The sequence below is a fragment of the Geobacter hydrogenophilus genome (genome assembly GCF_018501225.1).
GTDB classification, from domain to species: Bacteria; Desulfobacterota; Desulfuromonadia; order Geobacterales; family Geobacteraceae; genus Geobacter; species Geobacter hydrogenophilus.
In genome coordinates this window covers 20,339-42,084 of sequence record NZ_JAHCZI010000010.1, presented here as the reverse complement: position 1 = coordinate 42,084, position 21,746 = coordinate 20,339, and the positions used below count along the sequence as shown (strand labels likewise).

The 21,746-nt window shown below is 62.7% G+C and carries 15 protein-coding genes; 3 read left to right on the top strand and 12 right to left on the bottom strand.

The window, feature by feature from the left end; all coding sequences use genetic code 11:
* Positions 1–8 precede the first annotated feature (8 nt).
* The 11 genes from KI811_RS14165 to KI811_RS14115 all read right to left on the bottom strand — a co-directional run bounded on the left by KI811_RS14165 (position 9) and on the right by KI811_RS14115 (position 16,601).
* The gene (locus tag KI811_RS14165) at positions 9–788 is read right to left on the bottom strand and encodes a prepilin peptidase (protein WP_214187130.1); all 780 of its coding nucleotides are present in this window, start codon (positions 786–788) and stop codon (positions 9–11) included.
* Between the two features lie 93 nt (positions 789–881).
* Entirely contained in the window at positions 882–2,783 is a 1,902-nt protein-coding gene (locus tag KI811_RS14160) for a bifunctional diguanylate cyclase/phosphodiesterase (RefSeq protein WP_214187129.1), read from the bottom strand.
* 159 nt (positions 2,784–2,942) lie between these two features.
* The gene (locus tag KI811_RS14155) at positions 2,943–5,606 is read right to left on the bottom strand and encodes a valine--tRNA ligase (RefSeq protein ID WP_214187128.1); all 2,664 of its coding nucleotides are present in this window, start codon (positions 5,604–5,606) and stop codon (positions 2,943–2,945) included.
* 100 nt (positions 5,607–5,706) lie between these two features.
* On the bottom strand, positions 5,707–7,023 hold the full coding sequence (locus KI811_RS14150; RefSeq protein WP_214187127.1) for a response regulator: 1,317 nt from the start codon (positions 7,021–7,023) through the stop codon (positions 5,707–5,709).
* Between the two features lie 94 nt (positions 7,024–7,117).
* Positions 7,118–8,311 carry a serine hydrolase domain-containing protein gene (locus KI811_RS14145; RefSeq protein WP_425513823.1) on the bottom strand — a complete coding sequence of 398 codons (1,194 nt, stop codon included), beginning with the start codon at positions 8,309–8,311 and terminating at the stop codon, positions 7,118–7,120.
* A 105-nt stretch (positions 8,312–8,416) separates the two neighbouring features.
* Positions 8,417–8,761: a DUF2914 domain-containing protein gene (locus KI811_RS14140; protein ID WP_246551770.1), complete on the bottom strand. Its 345-nt coding sequence runs from the start codon at positions 8,759–8,761 to the stop codon at positions 8,417–8,419.
* Positions 8,762–8,869: 108 nt separating this feature from the next.
* Positions 8,870–10,051 (bottom strand): bifunctional glutamate N-acetyltransferase/amino-acid acetyltransferase ArgJ, encoded by a 1,182-nt coding sequence (argJ, locus tag KI811_RS14135; RefSeq protein WP_214187125.1) that lies wholly within the window; start codon positions 10,049–10,051, stop codon positions 8,870–8,872.
* 21 nt (positions 10,052–10,072) lie between these two features.
* The gene (secA, locus tag KI811_RS14130; RefSeq protein WP_214187124.1) at positions 10,073–12,772 is read right to left on the bottom strand and encodes a preprotein translocase subunit SecA; all 2,700 of its coding nucleotides are present in this window, start codon (positions 12,770–12,772) and stop codon (positions 10,073–10,075) included.
* A 139-nt stretch (positions 12,773–12,911) separates the two neighbouring features.
* The gene (locus KI811_RS14125; protein ID WP_214187123.1) at positions 12,912–14,213 is read right to left on the bottom strand and encodes a phenylacetate--CoA ligase; all 1,302 of its coding nucleotides are present in this window, start codon (positions 14,211–14,213) and stop codon (positions 12,912–12,914) included.
* A 25-nt stretch (positions 14,214–14,238) separates the two neighbouring features.
* Positions 14,239–14,787: an indolepyruvate oxidoreductase subunit beta gene (locus KI811_RS14120; protein WP_214187122.1), complete on the bottom strand. Its 549-nt coding sequence runs from the start codon at positions 14,785–14,787 to the stop codon at positions 14,239–14,241.
* A complete protein-coding gene (locus tag KI811_RS14115) occupies positions 14,784–16,601 on the bottom strand; it encodes a thiamine pyrophosphate-dependent enzyme (RefSeq protein WP_214187121.1) in 1,818 nt (605 codons plus the stop codon). The genes KI811_RS14120 and KI811_RS14115 overlap by 4 nt, the downstream gene beginning before the upstream one ends.
* A 207-nt stretch (positions 16,602–16,808) precedes the next feature.
* Between KI811_RS14115 and KI811_RS14110 the strand changes: the two genes are divergently transcribed.
* The 3 genes from KI811_RS14110 to KI811_RS14100 are packed head-to-tail and all read left to right on the top strand — an operon-like array spanning position 16,809 to position 19,636.
* Complete coding sequence (locus tag KI811_RS14110) at positions 16,809–17,846, top strand: TRAP transporter substrate-binding protein (RefSeq protein WP_246551769.1); 1,038 nt, start codon at positions 16,809–16,811, stop codon at positions 17,844–17,846.
* Positions 17,847–17,852: 6 nt separating this feature from the next.
* The gene (locus tag KI811_RS14105; RefSeq protein WP_214187120.1) at positions 17,853–18,335 is read left to right on the top strand and encodes a TRAP transporter small permease; all 483 of its coding nucleotides are present in this window, start codon (positions 17,853–17,855) and stop codon (positions 18,333–18,335) included.
* The gene (locus KI811_RS14100) at positions 18,332–19,636 is read left to right on the top strand and encodes a TRAP transporter large permease (RefSeq protein ID WP_214187119.1); all 1,305 of its coding nucleotides are present in this window, start codon (positions 18,332–18,334) and stop codon (positions 19,634–19,636) included. Before KI811_RS14105 ends, KI811_RS14100 begins: the two co-directional genes overlap by 4 nt.
* A gap of 183 nt (positions 19,637–19,819) precedes the next feature.
* On the opposite strand, the gene KI811_RS14095 is transcribed toward KI811_RS14100, so the two are convergent.
* Positions 19,820–21,733 (bottom strand): CHASE2 domain-containing protein, encoded by a 1,914-nt coding sequence (locus KI811_RS14095; protein WP_214187118.1) that lies wholly within the window; start codon positions 21,731–21,733, stop codon positions 19,820–19,822.
* Positions 21,734–21,746 lie beyond the last annotated feature (13 nt).

Below are 21,746 nucleotides of genomic sequence, written 5' to 3'. Positions count from 1 at the left end.
AGGCCTCCCTAGCGGGCGCCCAAAGTCAGGTACCAGGTGATGATCGCCTTGCCGAAGAAGATGTAGAGCACGGCCCCTGCCGCCAGGAACGGGCCAAAGGGAATGGCAAGCTTGGTGTCTTTTTTCTGGACGAGCATGAGGGTGACGCCGATCACCGATCCGATGAGGGACGAGGCGAAGATGATGAACGGCACGGAGCGCCACCCGAGAAACGCCCCCATCATGGCCAGGAGCTTGATGTCACCGCCCCCCATCCCTTCCTTTTTCGTCAGGAGCTCGTAGAGCCAAGCCACGGCCAGGAGGCTCCCCCCCCCGGCCACGATGCCGATAAGCGAGCTTTTCCAGCCAAGCCACGGGAGCGCGAAGGAGCAGGCAAAGCCCACCACGATCCCCGGCAGGCTGATGACGTCGGGGATGATCTGGTGGTCCAGGTCGATGAAGGTGACAGCCACCAGGGCCGAGCAGAAGACGAAGAGGACCAGGAAGGTGGGAGTCGGGCCGAACTTCAGGAAGAGGGCCAGGGTGAGGAGGCCGTTCAGCAACTCCACAAAGGGGTAGCGGGGCGAAATGGAAGCGCCGCAGTCGCGGCACTTTCCCCGCAGAATCAGCCAGCCGAGGATCGGGATATTGTGCCACGGGCGAATCCTGGCGCCACAGACAGGGCAGCGGGATGGGGGCGAAACCACCGATTCCCCGGCCGGCAGCCGGAAGATGCAGACGTTGAGGAAGGAGCCGACCGCGGCGCCGAGGAGAAAGGAAAATATGGCGAAAATCACTACTGGGGACATGGAATAAACCTATTAAGAATTCAGGTGTCAGGAGCAAGAATAAACACCGGGTTATTCTGAATTCTGACTACTGACTCCTGAATTCTGCTTTTTTCAGCACCACTTGCCGAAGTTAAGGTACGGCGTGGCCGCGTGACCGAGCACCGGGGTGAACTGTTCGGCCGGGGCGGGCTCGCTGAAGAGGAATCCCTGCATGTACCGGCAGTTCAGTGCCCTGAGCACTTCCATCTGCTCCACGGTTTCCACCCCCTCCGCAACCACTCCCAGGTTGAGCCCCTTAGCCATGCTGATGACAGCGCCGGCAATGGCCTCATCGTCCGGGTTGGAGGCGATCTCCCGTACGAAGGAACGGTCGATCTTGAGGGTATGGACCGGAAACTTTTTCAGATAGTGGAGCGACGAATAGCCGGTGCCGAAATCGTCGATGGAAATCCGGACCCCCATTCTATCCAACCGCCGGAAGGTTCTGATCGTCTCCTCGGCGTCGTCCATCAGGATGCTTTCGGTAACCTCGATGACGAGCCACCCCGGGGCAAGCCCCGTTTCAGCCAGGACCCGCGCCACCGTCTCCGCCAGGTCTCCCTGCCGGAGTTGGCGGGGTGAGAGGTTGACCGCCACCTGCATGGTGGGATAGCCGGCATCCTGCCATGCCCGGTTCTGCCGGCAGGCGGTCTGCAACACCCACTCCCCCAGGGGAACGATGAGCCCGGTCTCCTCGGCCAGGGGAATGAAGCGGGACGGGGGAACGAGCCCCATGGTCGGGTGCTGCCAGCGGACCAGGGCCTCCATGCAGGCAATCTGGCCATGCTCCACGTTCACCTTGGGCTGATAGTGGAGGACGAATTCATCCCGCTCCAAGGCCCGCCGCATGTCGTTCTCAAGGGAGAGCCGCTCGAAGGCCCGGGCATTCATCTCAGGGGCAAACAGCTGACAGTTGTTGCGCCCTTGCTCCTTGGCACGGTACATGGCAACGTCGGCGTTTTTCACCAGGGCATCGCCGGAGCGTCCGTCGTGGGGATAGACGCTGATCCCGATGCTCGTGGTGATGAACAACTCATGTCCGTCGATGACGAAGGGAGTTCTGAAGACGTCGATGATCTTCTGGGCCACCGTGAAGGCGTCCTTCACATCCGAAATGGCCGAAAGGTTGATGATGAACTCGTCGCCTCCCTGGCGCGCCACCGTGTCCCCCTCGCGGCGGCAGCAGTTCCTGAGGCGCTTTGCCACCGCCATGAGGAGCCTGTCTCCCACGGCGTGGCCAAGGGTGTCATTGATGAGCTTGAAGCGGTCCAGGTCCAGGAACATGACCGCCAGGGGCCTCTTGTGGCGCTGGGCAAGGGCAAGGGACTGCCGGAGCCGGTCATTGAAGAGGCGCCGGTTAGGGAGCCCGGTGAGGGAATCGTAGTAGGCCATCTGGCGGATCCGTTCCTCGGCCCGGGAGCGCTCCTCCACCTCCTCTTCAAGCATGGCGGCGTGGTGCCTGAGATCTTCCATGAGGCGGAAGTTCCGCAGTACCGCCGAGGCGGAGTGGGCATACTGCTGGAGCAGTTGCTCATCGACCTGGTCGAAGGGCTTGTCCATGCGGAACGCGGCGATACAGGCAGCCACCCTCCCCTCGTCGAAGACTGGCACCAGCAGGGCCGTATTCATCTCCACCACCTGGAAGAGCTCGCAGCTTTCCCGGCAGAAGAGCGAAAGGCGGTCGACCCGGAGGGGGGTTCCGCAGGCGGCCAAGGCCGCGCAGATGTTGCCGTTGCGCAGGGGAACCGTGACTCCTTTCATCATCTGGTTCCAGGCACCGGAAGCCGCCGTGAAGGTAAGGAGGCCGGCCTGGCGATTGATGGCGGTCAGGACACCGGTTTCAGCACGGACAATGTCGCACGCCCCGTCGCAGAGTGCGGTGTCGATGAGATCGGGAGCCCCCATGGTCAGGAGTCTCCTGATCCAGAGGTCGAGCTTGACGAGGCCGTCGTTGTAGCGCTTGAGATCTGCCATAAATTACGTACGCCGGGCCTTCACTTCCGTGAGATCCCCCAACTGTCACAAATTTGACAAAAAGAAGGTCAAGAAAAACGGAATGCAAAACGCCTTCCATCCCCTCCGCGGAAGAATAAAAAAACGCCGCTGGGATACCCAACGGCGTGTTTTCAATGATTATTTCAGATTTCGAATCTTGTCGAGGCTTGCCAGGAGAACCTCTTTCTTCTGGCTGAACTCCGTCAATTTCTCCCGCTCTTTGGCCACCACGTCGGCGGGGGCCCGCTCGACGAAGGAAGGATTGGCGAGTTTCTTCGCCAGGAACTCGATGTCCTTGTCCAGCTTGCCGATCTCCTTGAGGAGCCGCTTTTCCTCTTCCTCCACGTCCACGAGCCCCCTGAGGGGCACCGCCACCTCCACGTCACCGGCCACCGAGATGGCCGCATCGGCCGGCCGCTCCATACCCGTGCCGATAGCGAGATCCGAGATCCGCGCCAGGCTCATGATGTAGACCTCGTTCTTTTTCAGAAGATCGAGGCTTGACTCTGAACCGCAGTTGAGGATGGCGGCGATCTCCCGGGACGGGGCCACATCCATCTCGCCGCGGATGTTCCTGATCCCCCGGATCACCTCCATGACCAGCTCCATCTCGGCGGCCCCGGCGGCGAAATCCCAGGCGGGGTCCGGTGTCGGCCAGGGGGAGGTCATGATGGTGGCCGTGGGACGCCTGCCGGGGAGGGCCTGCCAGATTTCCTCGGTGATGAACGGCATGAAGGGGTGAAGGAGCCGCAACAGATGCTCCAGCACCAGCCAGAGGACGTAGCGGGCCGTCCGCTGCCGGGTTTCGTCGCCCCGGTAGAGGTCGTCCTTCACCAGCTCGATGTACCAGTCGCAGAACTCGCTCCAGGTGAAGCGGTAGAGGGCCGTGGCCGCGTCGTTGTAGCGGTAGGCTTCCAGAGCCTCCTGCACATCAGCCGCGGCAGCGTTGAAGCGGTAGAGAATCCAGCGGTCGGCGTTGGAGAACTCCAGACCCGCCGGATCCACGGCGTCGGGATCGAACCCTTCCAGGTTCATGAGGGCGAAGCGGGAGGCGTTCCAGATCTTGTTGGCGAAGTTCCGGTAGCCGGCAATCCGCTCCTCGGCCAGCTTGATGTCGCGCCCCTGGGCCGCGAAGGCCGCCAGGGTGAAGCGGAAGGCGTCGGTGCCGTACTGGTCGATGACCACCAGGGGGTCGATGACGTTCCCCTTGGACTTGCTCATCTTCTGCCCCTGGGCGTCGCGGACCAGGGCGTGGATGTAGACGTCGCGGAACGGCACCTCCCCCATGAAGTGGAGTCCCATCATCATCATCCGGGCTACCCAGAAGAAGAGGATGTCGAAGCCGGTCACGAGGCACGAGGTGGGGTAGAAGGTTTTCAGCTCCGGGGTCTGGTCGGGCCACCCCATGGTGGAGAAAGGCCAGAGGGCCGAGGAGAACCAGGTGTCCAACACGTCGGTCTCCTGGCGGATCTCGTCGCTGCCGCACTTGGAGCACTTCGTGGGGTCCACCTTGGCCACGGTGGTCTCGCCGCAGTGGTCGCAGTACCAGGCCGGGATCCGGTGCCCCCACCAGATCTGGCGGGAGATGCACCAGTCGCGAATATTCTCCATCCAGTCGTAGTAGGTGTTCTCCCACTGCTGGGGAACGATGCGGGTGCGGCCGTCCTTGACGGCGGCCAGGGCCTCCTCGGCCAGGGGGCCTACCTTCACGTACCACTGAAGCGAGAGATACGGCTCCACCACGGTCTTGCAGCGGTAGCACCCCCCCACGGCCAGGGCGTGGTCGTCGATCTTCTCCAGGAGCCCCTGGACCTCCAGGTCCTCCACGATCTTCTTCCGGGCGGCAAAGCGGTCCATCCCCTCGTACTGGTGGCCGGCGGCGTTGATGACCCCTGACTCGTCAAAAACATTGATCACGTCGAGATTGTGGCGCCGCCCCACCTCGAAGTCGTTGAAATCGTGGGCCGGTGTGATCTTCACCACGCCGGTGCCGAACTCCCGGTCCACGTAGTCGTCGGCCACCACCGGAATCTGCCGGTTCAGCAGCGGCAGGATGACCGTCTTCCCCACCAGGTCGGCGTAGCGCTCGTCCTCGGGGTGGACCGCCACGGCGGTGTCCCCCAGCATGGTCTCGGGGCGGGTGGTCGCCACCACGACGAAACGGCCCGGCTCATCCGCCACGGGATAGCGGAGATGCCAGAGGTTTCCCGCCTTCTCCTCGTGCTCCACCTCGATGTCCGAGAGGGCCGTGTGGCAGCGGGGGCACCAGTTGATGAGGCGATTGTCCCGGTAGATGAACCCTTCCTCGTAGAGGCGGACAAAGACCTCGCGCACGGCCCGGGAGAGCCCCTCGTCCATGGTGAAGCGCTCCCGCTCCCAGTCGCAGGAGGCGCCGAGGCGCTTCAGTTGGCCGATGATCTGGCCGCCGGACTCGGCCTTCCATTTCCAGACCCGCTCGATGAACGCGTCGCGCCCCAGCTCGTGGCGGTCCTTCCCCTCGGCGGCCAGTTGCCGCTCCACCACGTTCTGGGTGGCAATGCCGGCATGGTCGGTGCCGGGCATCCAGAGGACATTGTGACCGCTCATCCGCTTCCAGCGGCAGAGGATGTCCTGGAGGGTATTGTTGAGGGCATGGCCCATGTGGAGAGCCCCCGTGACGTTGGGTGGAGGAATGACGATGCTGTAAGAGGGTTTGTCGCTCACCGCTTCGGCGCGGAAGTACCCTTCCTGCTCCCACGTCCGGTACCACTTCTCTTCAACGGCCTGGGGTTCGTAAACCTTTGCCAGTTCCTTGTCTGCCATTGGGATAACCTCTTTCATCTGCAAAATGAAAAATGGGGATGTGTCATCCCCATTTCAGCGCAACGATTCCTGCCGGTCCCTGCCCCCCGGTCCCCGATTCCTAACTGCCTTCCTTGATCCGGCGGATCTCTTCCTTGATGAGGGTTTCGGCCAGATCGGGCACCACCTCCCACGCGATCCGCTCAATGACCTCCCGGGAAATGCGGGAGATGGCTGCCGCAAGCTGCTCCTCGGTCAGGGTGATGGTCCCTCCCCCCCCGACAGGGGGCGCAGCAGCGAAGGACGCGGATGACGAAACCGGCTCCTTGTGCAGGGCAAATGCCTGCTCTTCAGCAACCGCCGAAAAACCTGTCTCTATGGGCATCTCGAACGGCTCGCTGCCCGGGTCAAACGCTCCGGAAACCGGCGCTTCGGAAATGCTTCCGTAGGGCTCAACAACGCTTTCGGCGCTCTCCTCGCCGAATACGAATGACTCATCCATGGGGGGAGCACTGAAGGGTGCCGGTTCGACGGAAGCTGATGGAGCAGGCGTTTCCGCCGCCTCGGCAAAACCGAACTCGTCGCTGGCAGAGACAAAGCCAAAGTCGACCGACGCGGCGGCAGGCTCCGCTCCGGCACCAAAGACGTCCGGGTTCTGTTCCAGCCCAAAGGGAGAAACCTCGTCCACTGCGGCGGACGCTCCATCGGCAGCCGCCTGGCTGGACTTGACAGGCTCGTCACCGACAACCTCGTCCTCAAGCTCGAAAGCACCCCAGAGATCATCGGCGGGAGATGCCTCCTCAACCGCGAAGACAAAGGGTTGCGGTTCGGATACGGATACCTTGGCGGCCGTGGGTTCGGGCGTGGGAGGTGGTGTCACGGCCGGCTGGGGCTCAATGGATGTGGGCTCGTCGAATTCAATGGCAAAGGACTCGACCGGCCCGGCAGCAACTGGTGCAACGGGCGCAATTGATTCGGCCGCCTCTGCCGCTGCCGGCGCCGCAGGCGGCGTCACGGCCGCCATAGTCGGTGCTGCAGCCGCCACTGACGGCGCCCCGGCCCGGCTTTTGCCAAGGTCGAGAAGGGTTTTGACCTTGTCGATGAGTTGCTGGGACTCAAAGGGCTTGGAGATGAAATCGTCGGCGCCGCACTGGCGGGCCTTCTCCTCGTCGAAGGGCTCGAAGGCGCCGGTCATAAGGAGGATGGGGACGGTGCCGAGGGCGGGATCCTTCCGGATGGCGGTACAGACCTCGTAGCCGGACTTGCCGGGCATGAGGGCGTCCACCAGCATCACATCGGGGGTGACGTCCCGGGCCTTCTCCACGGCGGAGTCCCCATTGTCAACGACAGTAAGGTCGCAGTCCTCGTTGGCGAAGATGATCCCCACGACCTTCTGGATTGTGATGCTGTCGTCGGCAAGGAGAATCCTGTTGCCCATGAAAAAACCTCCTCGGATAGGAGCGCCGTAAGTCCTGAAAAACCGCGAACAACCGCGGAAAAACTAGCACAGCCCCCCGTGGGTGTCAAGATGTTTACCGGCCCTGCGGGACCTTGAACATGGCGATTTCGGACAGTTCCCGAAGGTCTGGGTGGAGCATGGCAAAGGCCACCGTGGAGAGATCGTTCCTGAGTTTCGAGAAGGCCCGCGTGCTCCGGTAGTCGAGTCGCGAGGAGAGGAGAACCACGAAGAAATCGTTCTCGGGATCGATCCAGAGGGAGCTTCCCGAATAGCCGGTGTGCCCGAAGGAGGCTTCGGAAAATCCTCTCCCCTTCGGCGAAGAGTAGGGTGACGCGATGTCCCACCCCAGCCCCCGGCGCACCGTGCCGCCGCGGGAGAAATGGGGGATTGCCATCTGGCGCAGGGTCCGGGCCGCGAGCACCCGCCGGCCGTCCAGCTCTCCACCGCCAAGAATCATGCGGCAAAAGCGGGCCAGGTCGCCGGCCGTGGTAAAGATTCCCGCGTGTCCGGCCACGCCGTCGAGGAGCCTGGCCGTGGTGTCCTGAACCTTCCCGAATTGGGGACCGCCCCCGGCATCAAGGGTTGCCGCGCAGCGTCCGGCAGCGGCAGGACCGGGGTTGAAACAGGTGGTCGTCATGACGAGAGGGCCGTAGACGGTTTCAGACGCGACGCGGTCCAGCGGGGTGCCGGTCACCCGGCGCACCAGTTCTCCCAGAAGGATAAAATTGATATCGGCGTACCGGAAACGGTGGCCGGGTTCCCCCTTGAGCTTCTGGCGGGCAACCCCTTCGAGGGCGCTCAGGAGGGGACTTGAGGCTGAAAGCGGGAAGTCGTCGAGCCCCGAGGTATGGGTCAGCAGATGCTCCACCAGGAGCCCATCCTTCCCCGTGCCGGCGAACTCGGGAAACCAGCGAGCGACAGGATCGGCGAGGGAAAGTCGCCCTTGCTCCACCAGCCCCATGACAACCGGCGCCGTGGCCACCACCTTGGTGAGGGATGCCACATCGAAAATGCTTTCTGTCGAGACCGGCAGGGCGCCGGACTCACCGGAGACCCGGCCGAAGGCCGACTCGTAGACGATGCCGTGGCGATTTCCCACGACCACCACCCCGCCGGCGATGAGTCCGTCGGCCATTGCCTTGTCCATCAGGTGAGAAACAGCATTCTGCCATGGAAAGGGGGCGAGAGGGGTGTCGCCGGCGAACACCGGCAGGGAGGTAGAGAGGATAACAAGCAGAATGAAAAGTTTTCGGGACAGCATGGTCATCAATTATCCTGACGATTGGGTAGCAGACTCTGCTTCTCTTTGCAAAACAGGGGCCATTGATCTCTCCACAAATGGCAAAGGGGAGTTGCCTCCCCTTGTGTGCTCTCAGTTTATTCTAAACTCAACAGACTTCAACAGCTTTCCCCCACTGTCAAGGGCTTCGACCCGCCATGTGCCGATGGAATCGCGGTCAATGGGACGCTTGCTCCAGGTGCGCCACTTCTGGCCTTTGATCTGAAGCTCCTGCTCGCCCACCACTTCACCGTTCCGGTACCAGACGTGCCGGATGGGAGCCTCCTCCCCCGAAGGGTTGACGATCCGGGTAAAGCAGTAGAGGGCGGGAACCGACCGGTGGTTGATCCGCCGGACCGCATCAATGGGATTGTTGTGGGAAACCTTGGTCGTAACGGCCATCTCGGTGATCCGCAGGGAGCCGCCCTCGGCAGCCATCGACGCTGTCGCTCCAGGCAAGCACAACAAAAATGCCGTCAGAAATGCGAACAGTTTTCTCATGAACATTACCCCCGTGCCGTAGAAGCCGGTTCGTCCGCGCTTCCCTCAGGTCCGGTAATCGGCGTTGATCTTGACGTAGTCGTAGGAGAGGTCCGACGTATAGACCGTGGACTTCCCCGCGCCCAGATGCAGGTCGACGGTCACGCTGAATTCCTTGTGTTTGAGGACTTCGGTCCCCTGCGCTTCCGCATCGCCACCACTAAAGACCCCGTCTCTGACCATCTGCACGTCATCAAAGAACAGTTCGGTCCGGTCGGGGTCCACTTCGGCGCCCGAGTACCCCACCGCCGCAAAGATCCGTCCCCAGTTGGCGTCCTGGCCGAAGAAAGCGGTCTTTACGAGGCACGAGTTTGCCACCGCCATGGCTGCCCGCTTGGCGTCGGCATCGGACCGGGCACCCTTGACGGTGATCTCCACGAACTTCGTGGCCCCCTCACCGTCCTTGACGATGAGCTTGGCAAGTGCCAGGAGCACCTCATCCAGGAGCCGCACAAACCCGGCAGCGTCGGCGCTGCCGGCAGAGAGCACCGGGTTGCCGGCAGCGCCGTTGGCCATGATGAGGGCGGTGTCGTTGGTGGAAGTGTCGCCGTCCACGGTGATGGCGTTGAAGGAACGCTCCACCCCGGCGGCAAAGACCGTCCGGAGCCACGTCGGGTCCACCGCCGCGTCGGTGACGATAAAGGCGAGCATGGTGGCCATGTTGGGCATGATCATCCCTGCCCCCTTCGCGATTCCGGCTACGGTGTACTCCGTGCCGCCGGCCTTTCCCGTCCTGACCTCCATCTTGGGAAAGGTGTCGGTGGTCATGATGGCGCGGGCCACGTCGTCGAGAGTGCCCGTGCCGAGTTCCCGGACAAGGGGAGGAATCCCGGCCCGCATCCGCTCCATGGGAAGCGGTACGCCGATGACGCCGGTGGAGCAGACGAGCACCTCCTCCTCTGCGGAACCGACCCCCTCGGCCACAAGCCGCGTCGTCTCCCGGGCATCGGCCAATCCGACAGGGCCGGTGCAGGCGTTGGCGTTGCCGCTGTTGACGACAATTGCCCGGCAGGTGCCCTTTTTCGTCCGTTCCTGATCGAGGAGGACCGGCGCCGCCTTCACCGCGTTCGTGGTGTAGACCCCCGCCACCGCAGCCGGCGTCTCGGAAACGATCAGTGCCAGGTCCAGGCGCCCCGGCTTCTTGATGGCCGCCTCCACGGCGGAGAACTGAAATCCTTTGATGTTCATGCTCAAAACCTCAAAGAAGCTTTATTTACCGCAGCACTTCTTATACTTCTTCCCACTCCCGCACGGACACGGATCGTTGCGGGAAGCGCTCTTCTTGCTCTTGGCCGGCTGGGGAGCAGCGGCGGGCTCGTCCCCCAGATTGAAGGTTATCTTCTTCTGGGCCTGTTTTTGCTGTTCCTCTTCCAGCCGCTCCACGTCTTCCTCGCGGGCGATCTGGACCCAGAAGATCTTCTCCACGGTTTCTTCGGCGATGCGTGCCATCATATCCATGAAGAGGCGGTAGGCCTCCTTCTTGTACTCCTGCTTCGGGTCCTTCTGGCCGTACCCCCTGAGGCCGATCCCCTCCTTCAGGTGGTCGATGGAGAGGAGATGGTCCTTCCACTGGCTGTCGATGGCCTGGAGCATGATCACCTTGATGAGGTGATCCATAAGCTCGTCGCCGAAGGAAGCCAGCTTCCCTTCATAGGCCTCGTAGACCGATTCCTTGAGGAGCTTGCGAAAGCTTTCGGGTGCGAGCCGGTCCATGGTTTCGGCAGGGATGTCAATCTGGAAGCCGAAGGTCTTGTAGACTGCCTCGCCAATGGCCTGCCAGTCCCATTCGGAGGCATGGACCTTGTCGATGGCGAAGGCCGCGGCGATGTCCTCAATGGTGTCGTCGAGCATCTGGGTGAAGTTGCCGCGGATGTCCTCCCCGGCCAGGATCTCCCGGCGCTGGGTATAGATGACCTCGCGCTGCTTGTTCATGACGTCGTCGTACTCGATGAGGTGCTTGCGGATCTCGAAGTTGTGGGCCTCCACCTTCTTCTGGGCGTTCTCAATGGCCTTGGTGATCATACCGTGGGTGATGGCCTCCCCTTCCTCGATCTTGAGGAAGTCCATGATCTTGGAGACCCGCTCGGAACCGAAGATGCGCAGGAGGTCATCCTCCAGCGACAGGTAGAAGCGCGATGATCCCGGGTCACCCTGGCGGCCGGAACGGCCCCGGAGTTGGTTGTCGATGCGCCGGGATTCGTGGCGCTCGGTGCCGAGAATGTGAAGTCCACCCAGCTTCACCACCTCGTCGTGTTCCGCCGCACACTCCGCCTTGTACTTGGCAAGGATAGCGGCGTACTCCTCATCCGCGGCATCGGGGTTCTCCCGGCGCCACTGCTTGGCCAGGGAATCGGGATTCCCCCCCAGCACGATGTCGGTCCCGCGGCCCGCCATGTTGGTGGCGATGGTCAGCGTCCCCTTGCGACCGGCTTGGGCCACGATCTCGGCCTCCCGCTCGTGCTGCTTGGCGTTGAGGACATTGTGGGGAATCCCCTGCTTCTTGAGGAGCTCGGAAAGGACCTCGGACTTCTCGATGGAGATGGTGCCCACCAGAACCGGCTGCCCCTTCGCGTAGCACTCCTTGATTTCTTCGATGACGGCGGCAAACTTTTCCCGCTCGGTCTTGTAGATGACGTCGGGAAAGTCGGGGCGGAGCAGGGGCCGGTTGGTGGGGATGACCGTCACGTCCAGCTTGTAGATCTTGTGGAATTCCTCGGCCTCGGTGTCGGCGGTACCGGTCATGCCCGAGAGTTTCTCGTACATTCGGAAGTAGTTCTGGAAGGTGATGGTGGCCAGGGTCTGGTTCTCGTTCTCGATCTCCACCCCTTCCTTGGCCTCGATGGCCTGGTGAAGGCCATCGGACCAGCGGCGCCCCGGCATGAGGCGGCCGGTGAACTCATCGACGATGATGACCTCCCCTTCCTTGACCACATAGTCCACGTCGCGCCGGAAGAGGGCGTGGGCCCTCAGTGCCTGGTTCACGTGGTGGAGGATCTCCATGTGGCGCGGGTCGTAGAGGTTGTCGATCTTCAGAAGCTTCTCCACCTTCAGCACCCCCTCCTCGGTGAGGGTGGCGGAACGGGCCTTCTCGTCCACGGTGAAGTCGCCGGTGTATTCCTTTCTCTTCCCCGACAGGGTGTTAGCCTCCACCTCCTTCATCTCACCCTTCTTCAGGTGGGGGATGACCCGGTCGATGATGTAGTACTTGTCGGTGGAGTCCTCGGTGGGACCGGAGATGATGAGCGGGGTCCGGGCCTCGTCGATGAGGATCGAGTCCACCTCGTCCACGATGGAGAAGTAGAAGGGGCGCTGCACGTAGTCGTCAAGGGAGAACTTCATGTTGTCCCGCAGATAGTCGAAGCCGAACTCGTTGTTGGTGCCATAGGTGATGTCGGCGGCGTAGGCCTCGCGGCGCTCCTCGTCGTCGAGGCCGTGGACGATGACCCCCACCGAGAGGCCGAGGAAGTTGTAGATCCGCCCCATCCACTCGGAGTCGCGCTTGGCCAGGTAGTCGTTCACCGTGACCACGTGGACCCCTTTGCCGGTGAGGGCGTTCAGGTACGCGGGGAGGGTCGCCACGAGGGTCTTACCCTCGCCGGTCTTCATCTCTGCAATCTTGCCGCTGTGGAGCACCATGCCGCCGATGAGCTGCACATCGAAGTGGCGCATGTTGTGGACCCTTTTGCCCGCTTCGCGGCAGACGGCAAAGGCCTCGGGGAGGAGGGAATCGAGGGATTCCCCCTTGGCGCAACGCTCCTTGAACTCGGAGGTTTTATTCCTGAGCTGGTCGTCGGTGAGCGCAGCCATCTGCGGTTCCAGCCCATTGATCTTTTCCACGATGGGCTGGAGGCGCTTCAGCTCCCGCTCGTTCTTGCTGCCGACAATCTTCTTGATTATGGTTCCAAACATTACCTGGGGTCTCCTGGGGGATATTTTTAGGGAAATGCAACGGGAAACGGTACCACAACGGGGGGAAATGCTCAACAGAATCCGTGCGCTTTCAGCGTTCAAGGTGCGTCGTCACGCAATCGTTGCACGCTGTGCGTCGTCAGTACTTCCGGTTATCGAACATCCTCCGGGTCTTCCCTTCCGAACGGGGCAGTTCGCCGTAGGGGAGGACCGCCACCTCGCAGGAGACCATGAGGCCATGCTTGACGGCGGAGGCGACCTTTCGGGCAAGGGCCGGGTCGTCGGCCGGAGCGCCGTCCTCGCCCCGCTCCACGCGGATGGTCATGTAGTCGCGGCCGTCTTCGCCGTGGTCGAGGACCACCTGGAACTCGCTCCCGACCCCCTCCACGGTATCGAGGATCTCGTCGATCTGTCCCGGATAGATATTGACACCGCGGAAGATGACCACGTCGTCGGAACGGCCAAGGATGCGGTCGTGGCGGGGGAACGTGCAGCCGCAGGGGCAGTCGCCGGGAATCAGCCGCGTGAGGTCCCGGGAACGGTAACGGATGAGAGGAGCCGCCTCCTTGCGCAGGGTCGTGAAGACCATCTCACCCACCTCCCCGGGCGCCACCGGCTGGAGGGTTTCGGGATCGAGGATTTCGAGGAGATAGTAGTCGGCCCAGTAGTGGACGGCGCCGTTTGCCCCCGGAGCGGCACAGGAAAGGCCGGTACCGGGGCCGTAGACCTCGGTGAGGCCGGTGATGTCGTGAACCGATTCCGCCCCGAGCCCCTCCCGGATCTTGGCGAGCATCGCCTCGCTGGAGCGCTCGGCCCCGAGGATCACCTTCCGGACCTTTATCCGGTCCCTGAGCCCCCGCCGCTGCACCTCCTCCGCCAGGAGCAGCCCCATGGAAGCGGTGCAGCAGACTACCGTGGACTGGACGTCCGTGAGGAAGGTGGTCTGGAGTTCCAGGTTCCCCGGTCCCACCGGCACGGCAAGGGCACCGTAGCGCTCGCAGGCGGCCTGGAAGCCGATTCCGGCGGTCCAGAGCCCGTAGCCGACACAGATCTGTACCCGGTCCTCCCGCGTCACCCCCGCCAACTCGTAGCAGCGGCAGAACATCTGGGCCCAGTCGTCCAGATCCTTCTGGGTGTAGCAGAGAATCTTCCTCTTGCCGGTAGTGCCGGATGATGAGTGGATCCGGACGATCTCCTCGAAGGGTGCCGACCGGAGAGGGAAGGGATAGCCGGCCCGCAGGTCGTCGGCCGTTGTGAAGGGGAGTTTGCGCAGGTCGTCGAGGGTGCGGATATCCTCCGGCGATACGCCGGCCTGCTGGAACCGCTCCCGGTAGAAGGGGGAGTTGTCCCAGGCGTGGGCAACGGTCCATTGAACGCCGGCGAGCTGCAGCCGCTCAAGGTCGGCGGGTGACGAAAAGGTGGCAGGAAAGCGGGTGAGCATCGTAAATTAAACCTCCGAACAAAAATCAGCCTGCTGCATTCTCCATCCCCAGGCGAAGGGCCGCCAGGGAGGCGTCCCGCAGCTTCCCCTTCTCGGCCAGGCGCCGCTCGATGGTCCCGATGACCTGGTCGGCGGTGCAGAAGAGGTTGCCCGAGGCGGCGAGCCGCGCCAGGGAAAAGCCGAGGAGGATCAGGTTGAGGGACTGGGGGTTGCCGAGTTCCAGGGCAAGGAGATCGGCGTCGATGGCGTGGACCGGGTGGCCGTCAAGGTCGGCCGGCGCGGCCTTGGCATTGACAACGATCCAGCCGCCGGGACGGAGGAAATGGCGGTGGATCGCCACGTTCTCCTCCTTCATGGCGATGAGTCCGTCGGCCCGTCCCGGCCTCACGAGGGGGCTCGAAAACTCCCCCGCCTTCAGGTGGGAGATGACCACACCGCCCCGCTGGGCCATGCCGTGGGTCTCGGAGGTCATGACCGGCATTCCCTGGCCGATGGCGGTTTCGGCGAGGATGCGGGTCAGGAAGAGGATCCCCTGGCCGCCGACGCCGCTGATGATGAGTTGCTGACCGGTCATTGTCCCACCTCCTCGATTGCCAGCCGCGGGCAGACGTCGATGCAGACACCGCAGTCGGTGCAGATGAGGGTGTCGATAACGACCCGCTTCTCCTCCTCGTCATAGACCAGGGCCGGGCATTCGAACTGGGTCGTGCAGTAGCGGCAGCCGTTGCAGGCGTCGCTGATGGCAGCCTTTCGTCGCGGCGGCCGGTCCCCCTTGAAGGTGCGGTCCACCACGCAGGGCTGGCGGGCAATGACCACGGCAAGCCCCTCGGTCCGGGCAAAGGCGACGGCTTCCTTCATGAGGTCGGTGAACGCAGAAAGGTTGCCGGGGCGCCCCACCTTGCAAAACTTCACCCCGCAGGCCTTGACGAGCCCCTCCATGTCGACGGTGGCCGTGGGAACCCCGCCGGCGCCCCACCCCAGGGCCGGGGTCGGCTGGTTGCCGGTCATGGCGGTGGTGGCGTTGTCGAGGATCACGAGAACGAAGCGGGCATCCTGGACTACCGCGTCGATGAGGGGGGGAATGCCGGCGTGGAAGAAGGTGGAATCGCCGATGGTGGCGACGATGTCGGGAACCACGCCCCCCAGCTTGTGGGCGTGGTAGAAGCCGGCGGCCTGGGAGACCGCGGCCCCCATGCAGAGGACGGTATCGACCCCGCCGAGGTTGATGCCGAGGGTATAGCAGCCGATGTCCGACGGGAAGATCCCCTTGGGAGCGGCCCGTTTGATGGCATAGAAGCTGGCCCGGTGGGGACAGCCGGGGCAGAGGGTCGGGCGCCGTCCCCCTTCGGCGGAAGGAGCGGGAGTCTCCGGGGCGTCGATCCCGGCAAAGGAGGCAATGAGCCCCTCGATCAGTTCCGGCGACAGCTCACCCACCTCGGGAACGAAGCCGGAGCGTTTCCCCTTGACGCGGTAGCGGTCGGCGAACTGCAGTTCCATGACGCCGGTGGTCTCTTCGAGGACGAGGATCTCGTCGTACTGTTCCAGGATAGTGGCCACGAAGCTCGAATGGAGCGGATAGGGCTGCACCACCTGCCAGAGGGGAAGCGTCTCCCATAGCCCCAGGTCATGCAGCACGTCCCGGGCATGGGCCGCGGCGACGCCGGAGGCGACGATGGCCCGACGGGCCGGGGCAGCGGGATTGAGGAGCCGGGGGGCGGTGGGCTCCCAGGCGGCGATCTTTGCAAGCTTCTCCTCCAGCTCCAGGTGGAGACGGTGGCGGAATTTCGGTGTGGCGGCCCAGCGCGACGGATTCTTCTCGAAAACTGCAGTACGGTCCGATGGGGTCACGGGACCCGGAAGGATGTCCTGGTTGGCGTGGCAAACCCGGGTTGTGGGGCGGAGCATGACCGGGATCTCGAAGGCCTCGGAAAGCTCGAAGCCGATCTTCACCAGTTCACGGGCCTGTTCCGGGGAGTCGGGGTCCAGCACCGGCACCTTGGCGCTCAGGGCCATGAGGCGGCTGTCCTGCTCGGTCTGGGAGGAGTGGGGGCCGGGGTCGTCGGCGCTGATGACCAGAAAGCCCCCCTTCACCCCCAGGTAGGCGGCACTCATGAACGGGTCGGAGGCCACGTTGAGCCCCACCTGTTTCATGGCGGTGGCAGCCCTTAGCCCCGCCTGGGACGCCGCATAGGCGATCTCCAGGGCCACCTTCTCGTTCACCGCCCACTCCACGTGCATGGGGAGCCGGTAGCGGGCCTGCCACTGGGCCACTCCCGAGAGGATCTCCGAGGCCGGGGTACCGGGATAGGAGGCCACCACGTTGCATCCCGCCTCCACAAGACCATGGGCCATGGCTTCATTGCCGAGCAACAGCATTCGTTCACTCACCTGCTTTTCCTCCCACACACAAAATCATCAGATTTTCCGTGCTCGCCCGGTGTTTGTCAACCTGAAATCACGGACCAGCCAATGCTCTTGCCGACAATCAGCTTGAATTTCCGGGTATTTTTCTTTATACATGAGCAGCTCCGAACACTATCAGTTCATTAAATTTTTGTTCAATGTAACGAAACACCCTTATCAAGGAGGCACACCATGCTGAGACGGTTCACCCTCTCCATCCTTCTCATCACCCTCGTCTTCGCGTCGGGAACTGCCCGGGCCGCGGATGTCATCAAGCTTACCTACGCCAATTTCCCGCCGGCGGCCACCTTCCCCTGCGTCCAGATGGAGCGCTGGGCCAAGGAAGTGGAGAAGCGGACCAACGGCAGGGTAAAGGTGCAGACCTTCCCGGGCGGCACGCTCCTCAACGCCAAGAACATGGCCGAGGGGGTCACCTCCGGCATCGCTGACATCGGCAACTTCGCCATGAGCTACCAGCCGGGGCGCTTCCCCGTCTCCGAGGCGGTTGACCTCCCCTTCGGCTTCACGAGCTCGAAGGTGGCAAGCCTCGTCCTCTACGACCTGATCGAGAAATACAAGCCGAAGGAATTCGCGAAGGTGAAGGTCCTTACCGTCTTCACCTGCCCCCCCACCAACCTCATGACCAAGGCACCGGTAAAGGGGCTTGCGGATCTGAAGGGGATGGAGCTGCGGGTTGCCGGGACGAGCGCCGAAGTGGCCAAGCGCCTCGGGGCGGTACCGGTGGCCATGCCCCAATCGGAGACCCCGGAGGCAATCCAGAAGGGGATCGTAAAGGGAATGGTTTCATCCTTGGAAATCCTCCAGGACTTGAAATTCGCTAGCTACACCCCCTACGCCACCATCGCCAACCTGCCGGTGGTCTCCTTCGCGGTAGTGATGAACAAGGCCAAGTGGGACTCCCTCCCCGCCGATGTCAAGAAGGCCCTGGACGGCCTTTCCCGCGAGCAGGCCGCCTGGACCGGCGACTACGCGGACCGGCACGTTCAGGAATCCCTCGCCTGGTCGAAGAAGAACTACCAGCACCAAGTCTTTACCCTTCCCGTCGACGACCAGAAGAAGGTCAACCAGCTCCTGGCCCCCATGGTGGATGACTACGTGAAGAAGGCAGGCGCCCAAGGACTCAACGGCAAGCAGATCGTGGCAGACGTGCTGGCCCTCAAGAAAAAATACGAAGCTCCGGCGGCTAAGCCGGCGAAGAAGAAAAAATAACCTTTCATGGAACGCCTTTTCAGCATTCTCTCCAAATCCTTCATGATCCTCGGCGGCGCTGCGCTGCTGGCGCTGGTGCTTCTGGCCACCGGCAACGTGGCGCTGCGCATCACCGGCGCCCCCTTTGCCGGCACCTATGAGATCGTTTCCTTCCTGGGGGCCATCGTCATTGCCGGGGCCCTAGCCCACACCCAGCGGCGAAAGGACCACATCGTGGTGGACATCCTCTCGGAAAAGTTCCCGGAACCGGTGAAGCGGGTGCTCGACACACTTAACTACGCCTGCACCTGCGTCCTCTTCGGGATCGTCACCTGGCAGGTCTGGGTCTGGGGGGAGAAGCTCCGCCTCTCCGGCGAACTGTCGGAAACCCTCCAGTTCGCCTACTACCCCTTTGTCTACGTGGTGGCGGCCGGCTTCGGCGCACTGACCGGGGTGCTGTTTCTCGATTTCATGAAAGCGCTGCTGCGCGGCAGGGAGGATGGGGAGTGAGCGGTCCGATGGCCGGGGTCTACGGGATTCTGGCGATGTTTTTCATGCTGTTCGTGCTGCGGATTCCCGCAGCTTTCACGCTTCTGCTGGTGGGATTCTTCGGCATTGCGGCCGTGACGAACTTCGACGCGGCCCTAGCCATGGTCGGCTCGGAACTCTGGGGGAGCTTCTCCAGCTACGGGCTCACGGTGATCCCCCTCTTCATCCTCGTGGGGGAGATCGTCCACTACGCCGGCTACAACAACAGCCTCTACCACGCCACCTACAAGTGGTTCGGCCACAAGCGGGGAGGGCTCGCCATGACGACAATCCTCGCTTCGGCCGCCTTCTCGGCCATCAGCGGCTCCAACACCGCCACCGCCGCCACCATGAGCGCCGTGGCGATCCCCGAGATGAAGCGCTACAACTACCACCCGCTCCTGAACGCCGGCTCCGTGGCCGCCGGGGCGACCCTCGGGGTCCTGATCCCCCCCAGCATCGTGCTCGTGGTCTACGGCCTCTACACGGGCCAGTCCATCGGCAAGCTCTTCTTCGGCAACGTGATCCCGAGCGCCATACTCACCATCCTCATCCTCCTGACTGTGGTCTGGATCTGCCGCCGGCACCCCGACTGGGGCCCCGAGGGGCCGAAAAGCGGCTGGGGGGAGCGGTTCGCGGCGCTACCTGAAGCCATCGACATCCTCATCCTCTTCGCCATCATCATGTACGCCCTCTTCACCGGTGTGGTGACGGCCACCGAGGCCGCGGCCGTTTCCTGCTTCCTGGCGCTCGTCATCTGCGGCCTGCGGCGCAAGCTCACCTGGAAGAAGCTCTCGGGAGCCTTCGTGGACACGCTCCGCATCTCCTGCATGGTCTTCATGATCGTGGCGGGGGCCGTGATCTTCGCCAAGTTCCTCACCATTACCCGCCTCCCCTACGAAACCGCCGAATGGATCGGCACCCTGGACCTCCCCCGCTGGATGGTCCTCTGGGTGATCCTCATCTGTTACATCATCGGCGGCTGCATCATGGACGCCCTGGCGTTCCTCCTAGTCTCCCTCCCCATTTTCTATCCGCTCGTCACCCAACTGGGCTACGACCCGGTCTGGTTCGGGCAGGTGATCACCATCGTCACTACCATGGGCTCCATCATGCCTCCCATCGGCATCTGCTGCTACGTGGTGGCGGGGATGTCGGGGATACCGCTGGGCACGGTCTTCCGGAGCGGACTCTACTACATGCCCTCCTACATCGCCTCCATCGCCATTCTCATGGCTTCCCCCTACTGGACGGTGCTGGTTCTTTCCGATCTGGTCAAGTGAATAACTGGCCCGAGAATGTCAGCTGGCCAACATTCTCGACTATGACAACGCGCCGCGCCCCCTGCCGGCGTGAAGAACGCCGACTCCAACTTCCTTCTGGGGCTCCAGTACGGGTTCTGACAGAAGATCAAATACAAAAAAACCGCTTCGGAATCTTCCGCATGCGGCTTTTTTGTACCCGGCTCACAGGGTAAAGTAGAATGTGGCCCCTCTCCCCTTCGTTCCCTCTGCCCAAATGCGCCCGCCGTGGCGATGTACCACCCTCTGGACCGTGGCAAGCCCGATGCCGGTACCCGGGAAATCCTCAACTCGGTGCAGGCGCTGGAACGGTACAAAGAGCTTGTCGGCGTAGTCAGGGTCGAACCCCGCTCCGTTATCCCGCACGTAGTAATGCCGTATCCCGTCGCTTTCTTCCACGCCGAACTCGATGACGGGACGCGCCGTGCCCAAGGTGAATTTCCAGGCATTCTCCAGAAGATTGGTGACAACTACCCGCAGAAGGGAAGGATCAGCCTCCACGACAACATCATCCGCAACAAGAATGTTCAATTGGTGTTCGGGGTGTGATTTTCGCAACTCTTCGGCAACCTCCCGCACCATGGCGCTCAGATTGACCGGCTTGCGGATCAGTTCCGCCCGGGAGAGCCGTGACAGGCGGAGGAGCCCCTCGATGAGACTCTCCATGCGGTTGATGGCGGCAGATATGCGCGCCAGGTAGTCCTTGCACATATCATCGAGGCGGTCGGCGCAATCTTCCCTCAAGGCAACGCTGTACCCCTCAACCGCCCGCAGCGGAGCCCGAAGGTCGTGGGAGACGGAGTAGCTGAACGACTCAAGCTCCCGATTGACGGATTCAAGCTGCGCGGATTGCTCGACCAGCTGCTTGACCACCTTGTCGAGGAGCGCTATCTCCTCGTTGATCCCCCCTGCCGAAAGGTAACCAGGGAACCCGGGGAACCTCACGGCCGGGAGGGGCGGTTCGTCTCCGGGGTCCAGGCGAGCTGCGATAATGGCGTACTGCTCCTTGAGCCTGTCGGCAGCCTCGCTGATCCGGGAGATGAATGTGGCGATATAGAGGAAGCTGGCCGTAAGCAGCAAGGCAACGGGATCAATCCAGATGCTGCCGGCGGCAAATGAGGAATAGACCCCCACCCCGATTACGGCGATGCTCGCGGCCCAGAGAATGGCTGCGCGGATTTCCGAGAGCTTCATGAACGCCACAAACCAGATTGATGCCAGAACCAGGCAAAGGCCGACGGATGCTCCCTCCCCCACAATCTGGATAGTATCCCCCTTCAGGAGGCTGTTCAGGAGATTCGCGTGAAGCTCGACAGGGGGCATCCTCCGCCTCTGATGGGAGAATGGGGTTGCAAGCCGCTCCACGATGCCGGGGGCCGTCACTCCCGCGAGGACGATCTTACCTTGCAACGATTCCGGCGCAACCCTTCCGAGGACCACATCCGAGAAGGAAACCGTCCTGAACGTCCCCTCGGGACCGGAGAAATTGATCTGAAACGGATTGCGCTGGACGATCCCCGGAGAACGGGGCACCGGCCATTGTTGCGCCGCAGGGGGAGTGTTGGCGGCCAGGCGGTGAAGGACCACGGCAAGCGCGGAATAATCTTCGCCGTCGGTGGCTATGGAGCCGAAAACCCTCCGCACCACGCCGTCCACATCTTCCTCCACGTGGATATGGCCGACTGCCGCGTGACCGAGGGGCGCAACGGGACGGACAACGCGTAACCGATCGTCGATATAGACCGGAAGGACCACCCGGCCATGGCGGGCAACCGCTTCGCCAAGCAAGGCGTCGTCTGTGGCCGGTTCTGCCATAATGACGGAAAACCCGACGGCACTGGCGCCGCGGGCGGCATCGAGAAACGTTGCGTAATGGGACCTTCGGATGGGCCATTGGCCCAACTCACGGAGAGATTTTTCGTCAATGGCGGCAATGACGATCAGGTCGGAGGGGCGCTGGACCCCCCGGAGCCTGAAGGAGAAGTCGTAGAAATAACGGTTGGCTCCATCGAAAAAGCCGAGATGATCCGCGAGGAGGATTAGAAACACTCCGGACAGGCAGACCAGTAAGGTACGCATCCATCGTCTTGTC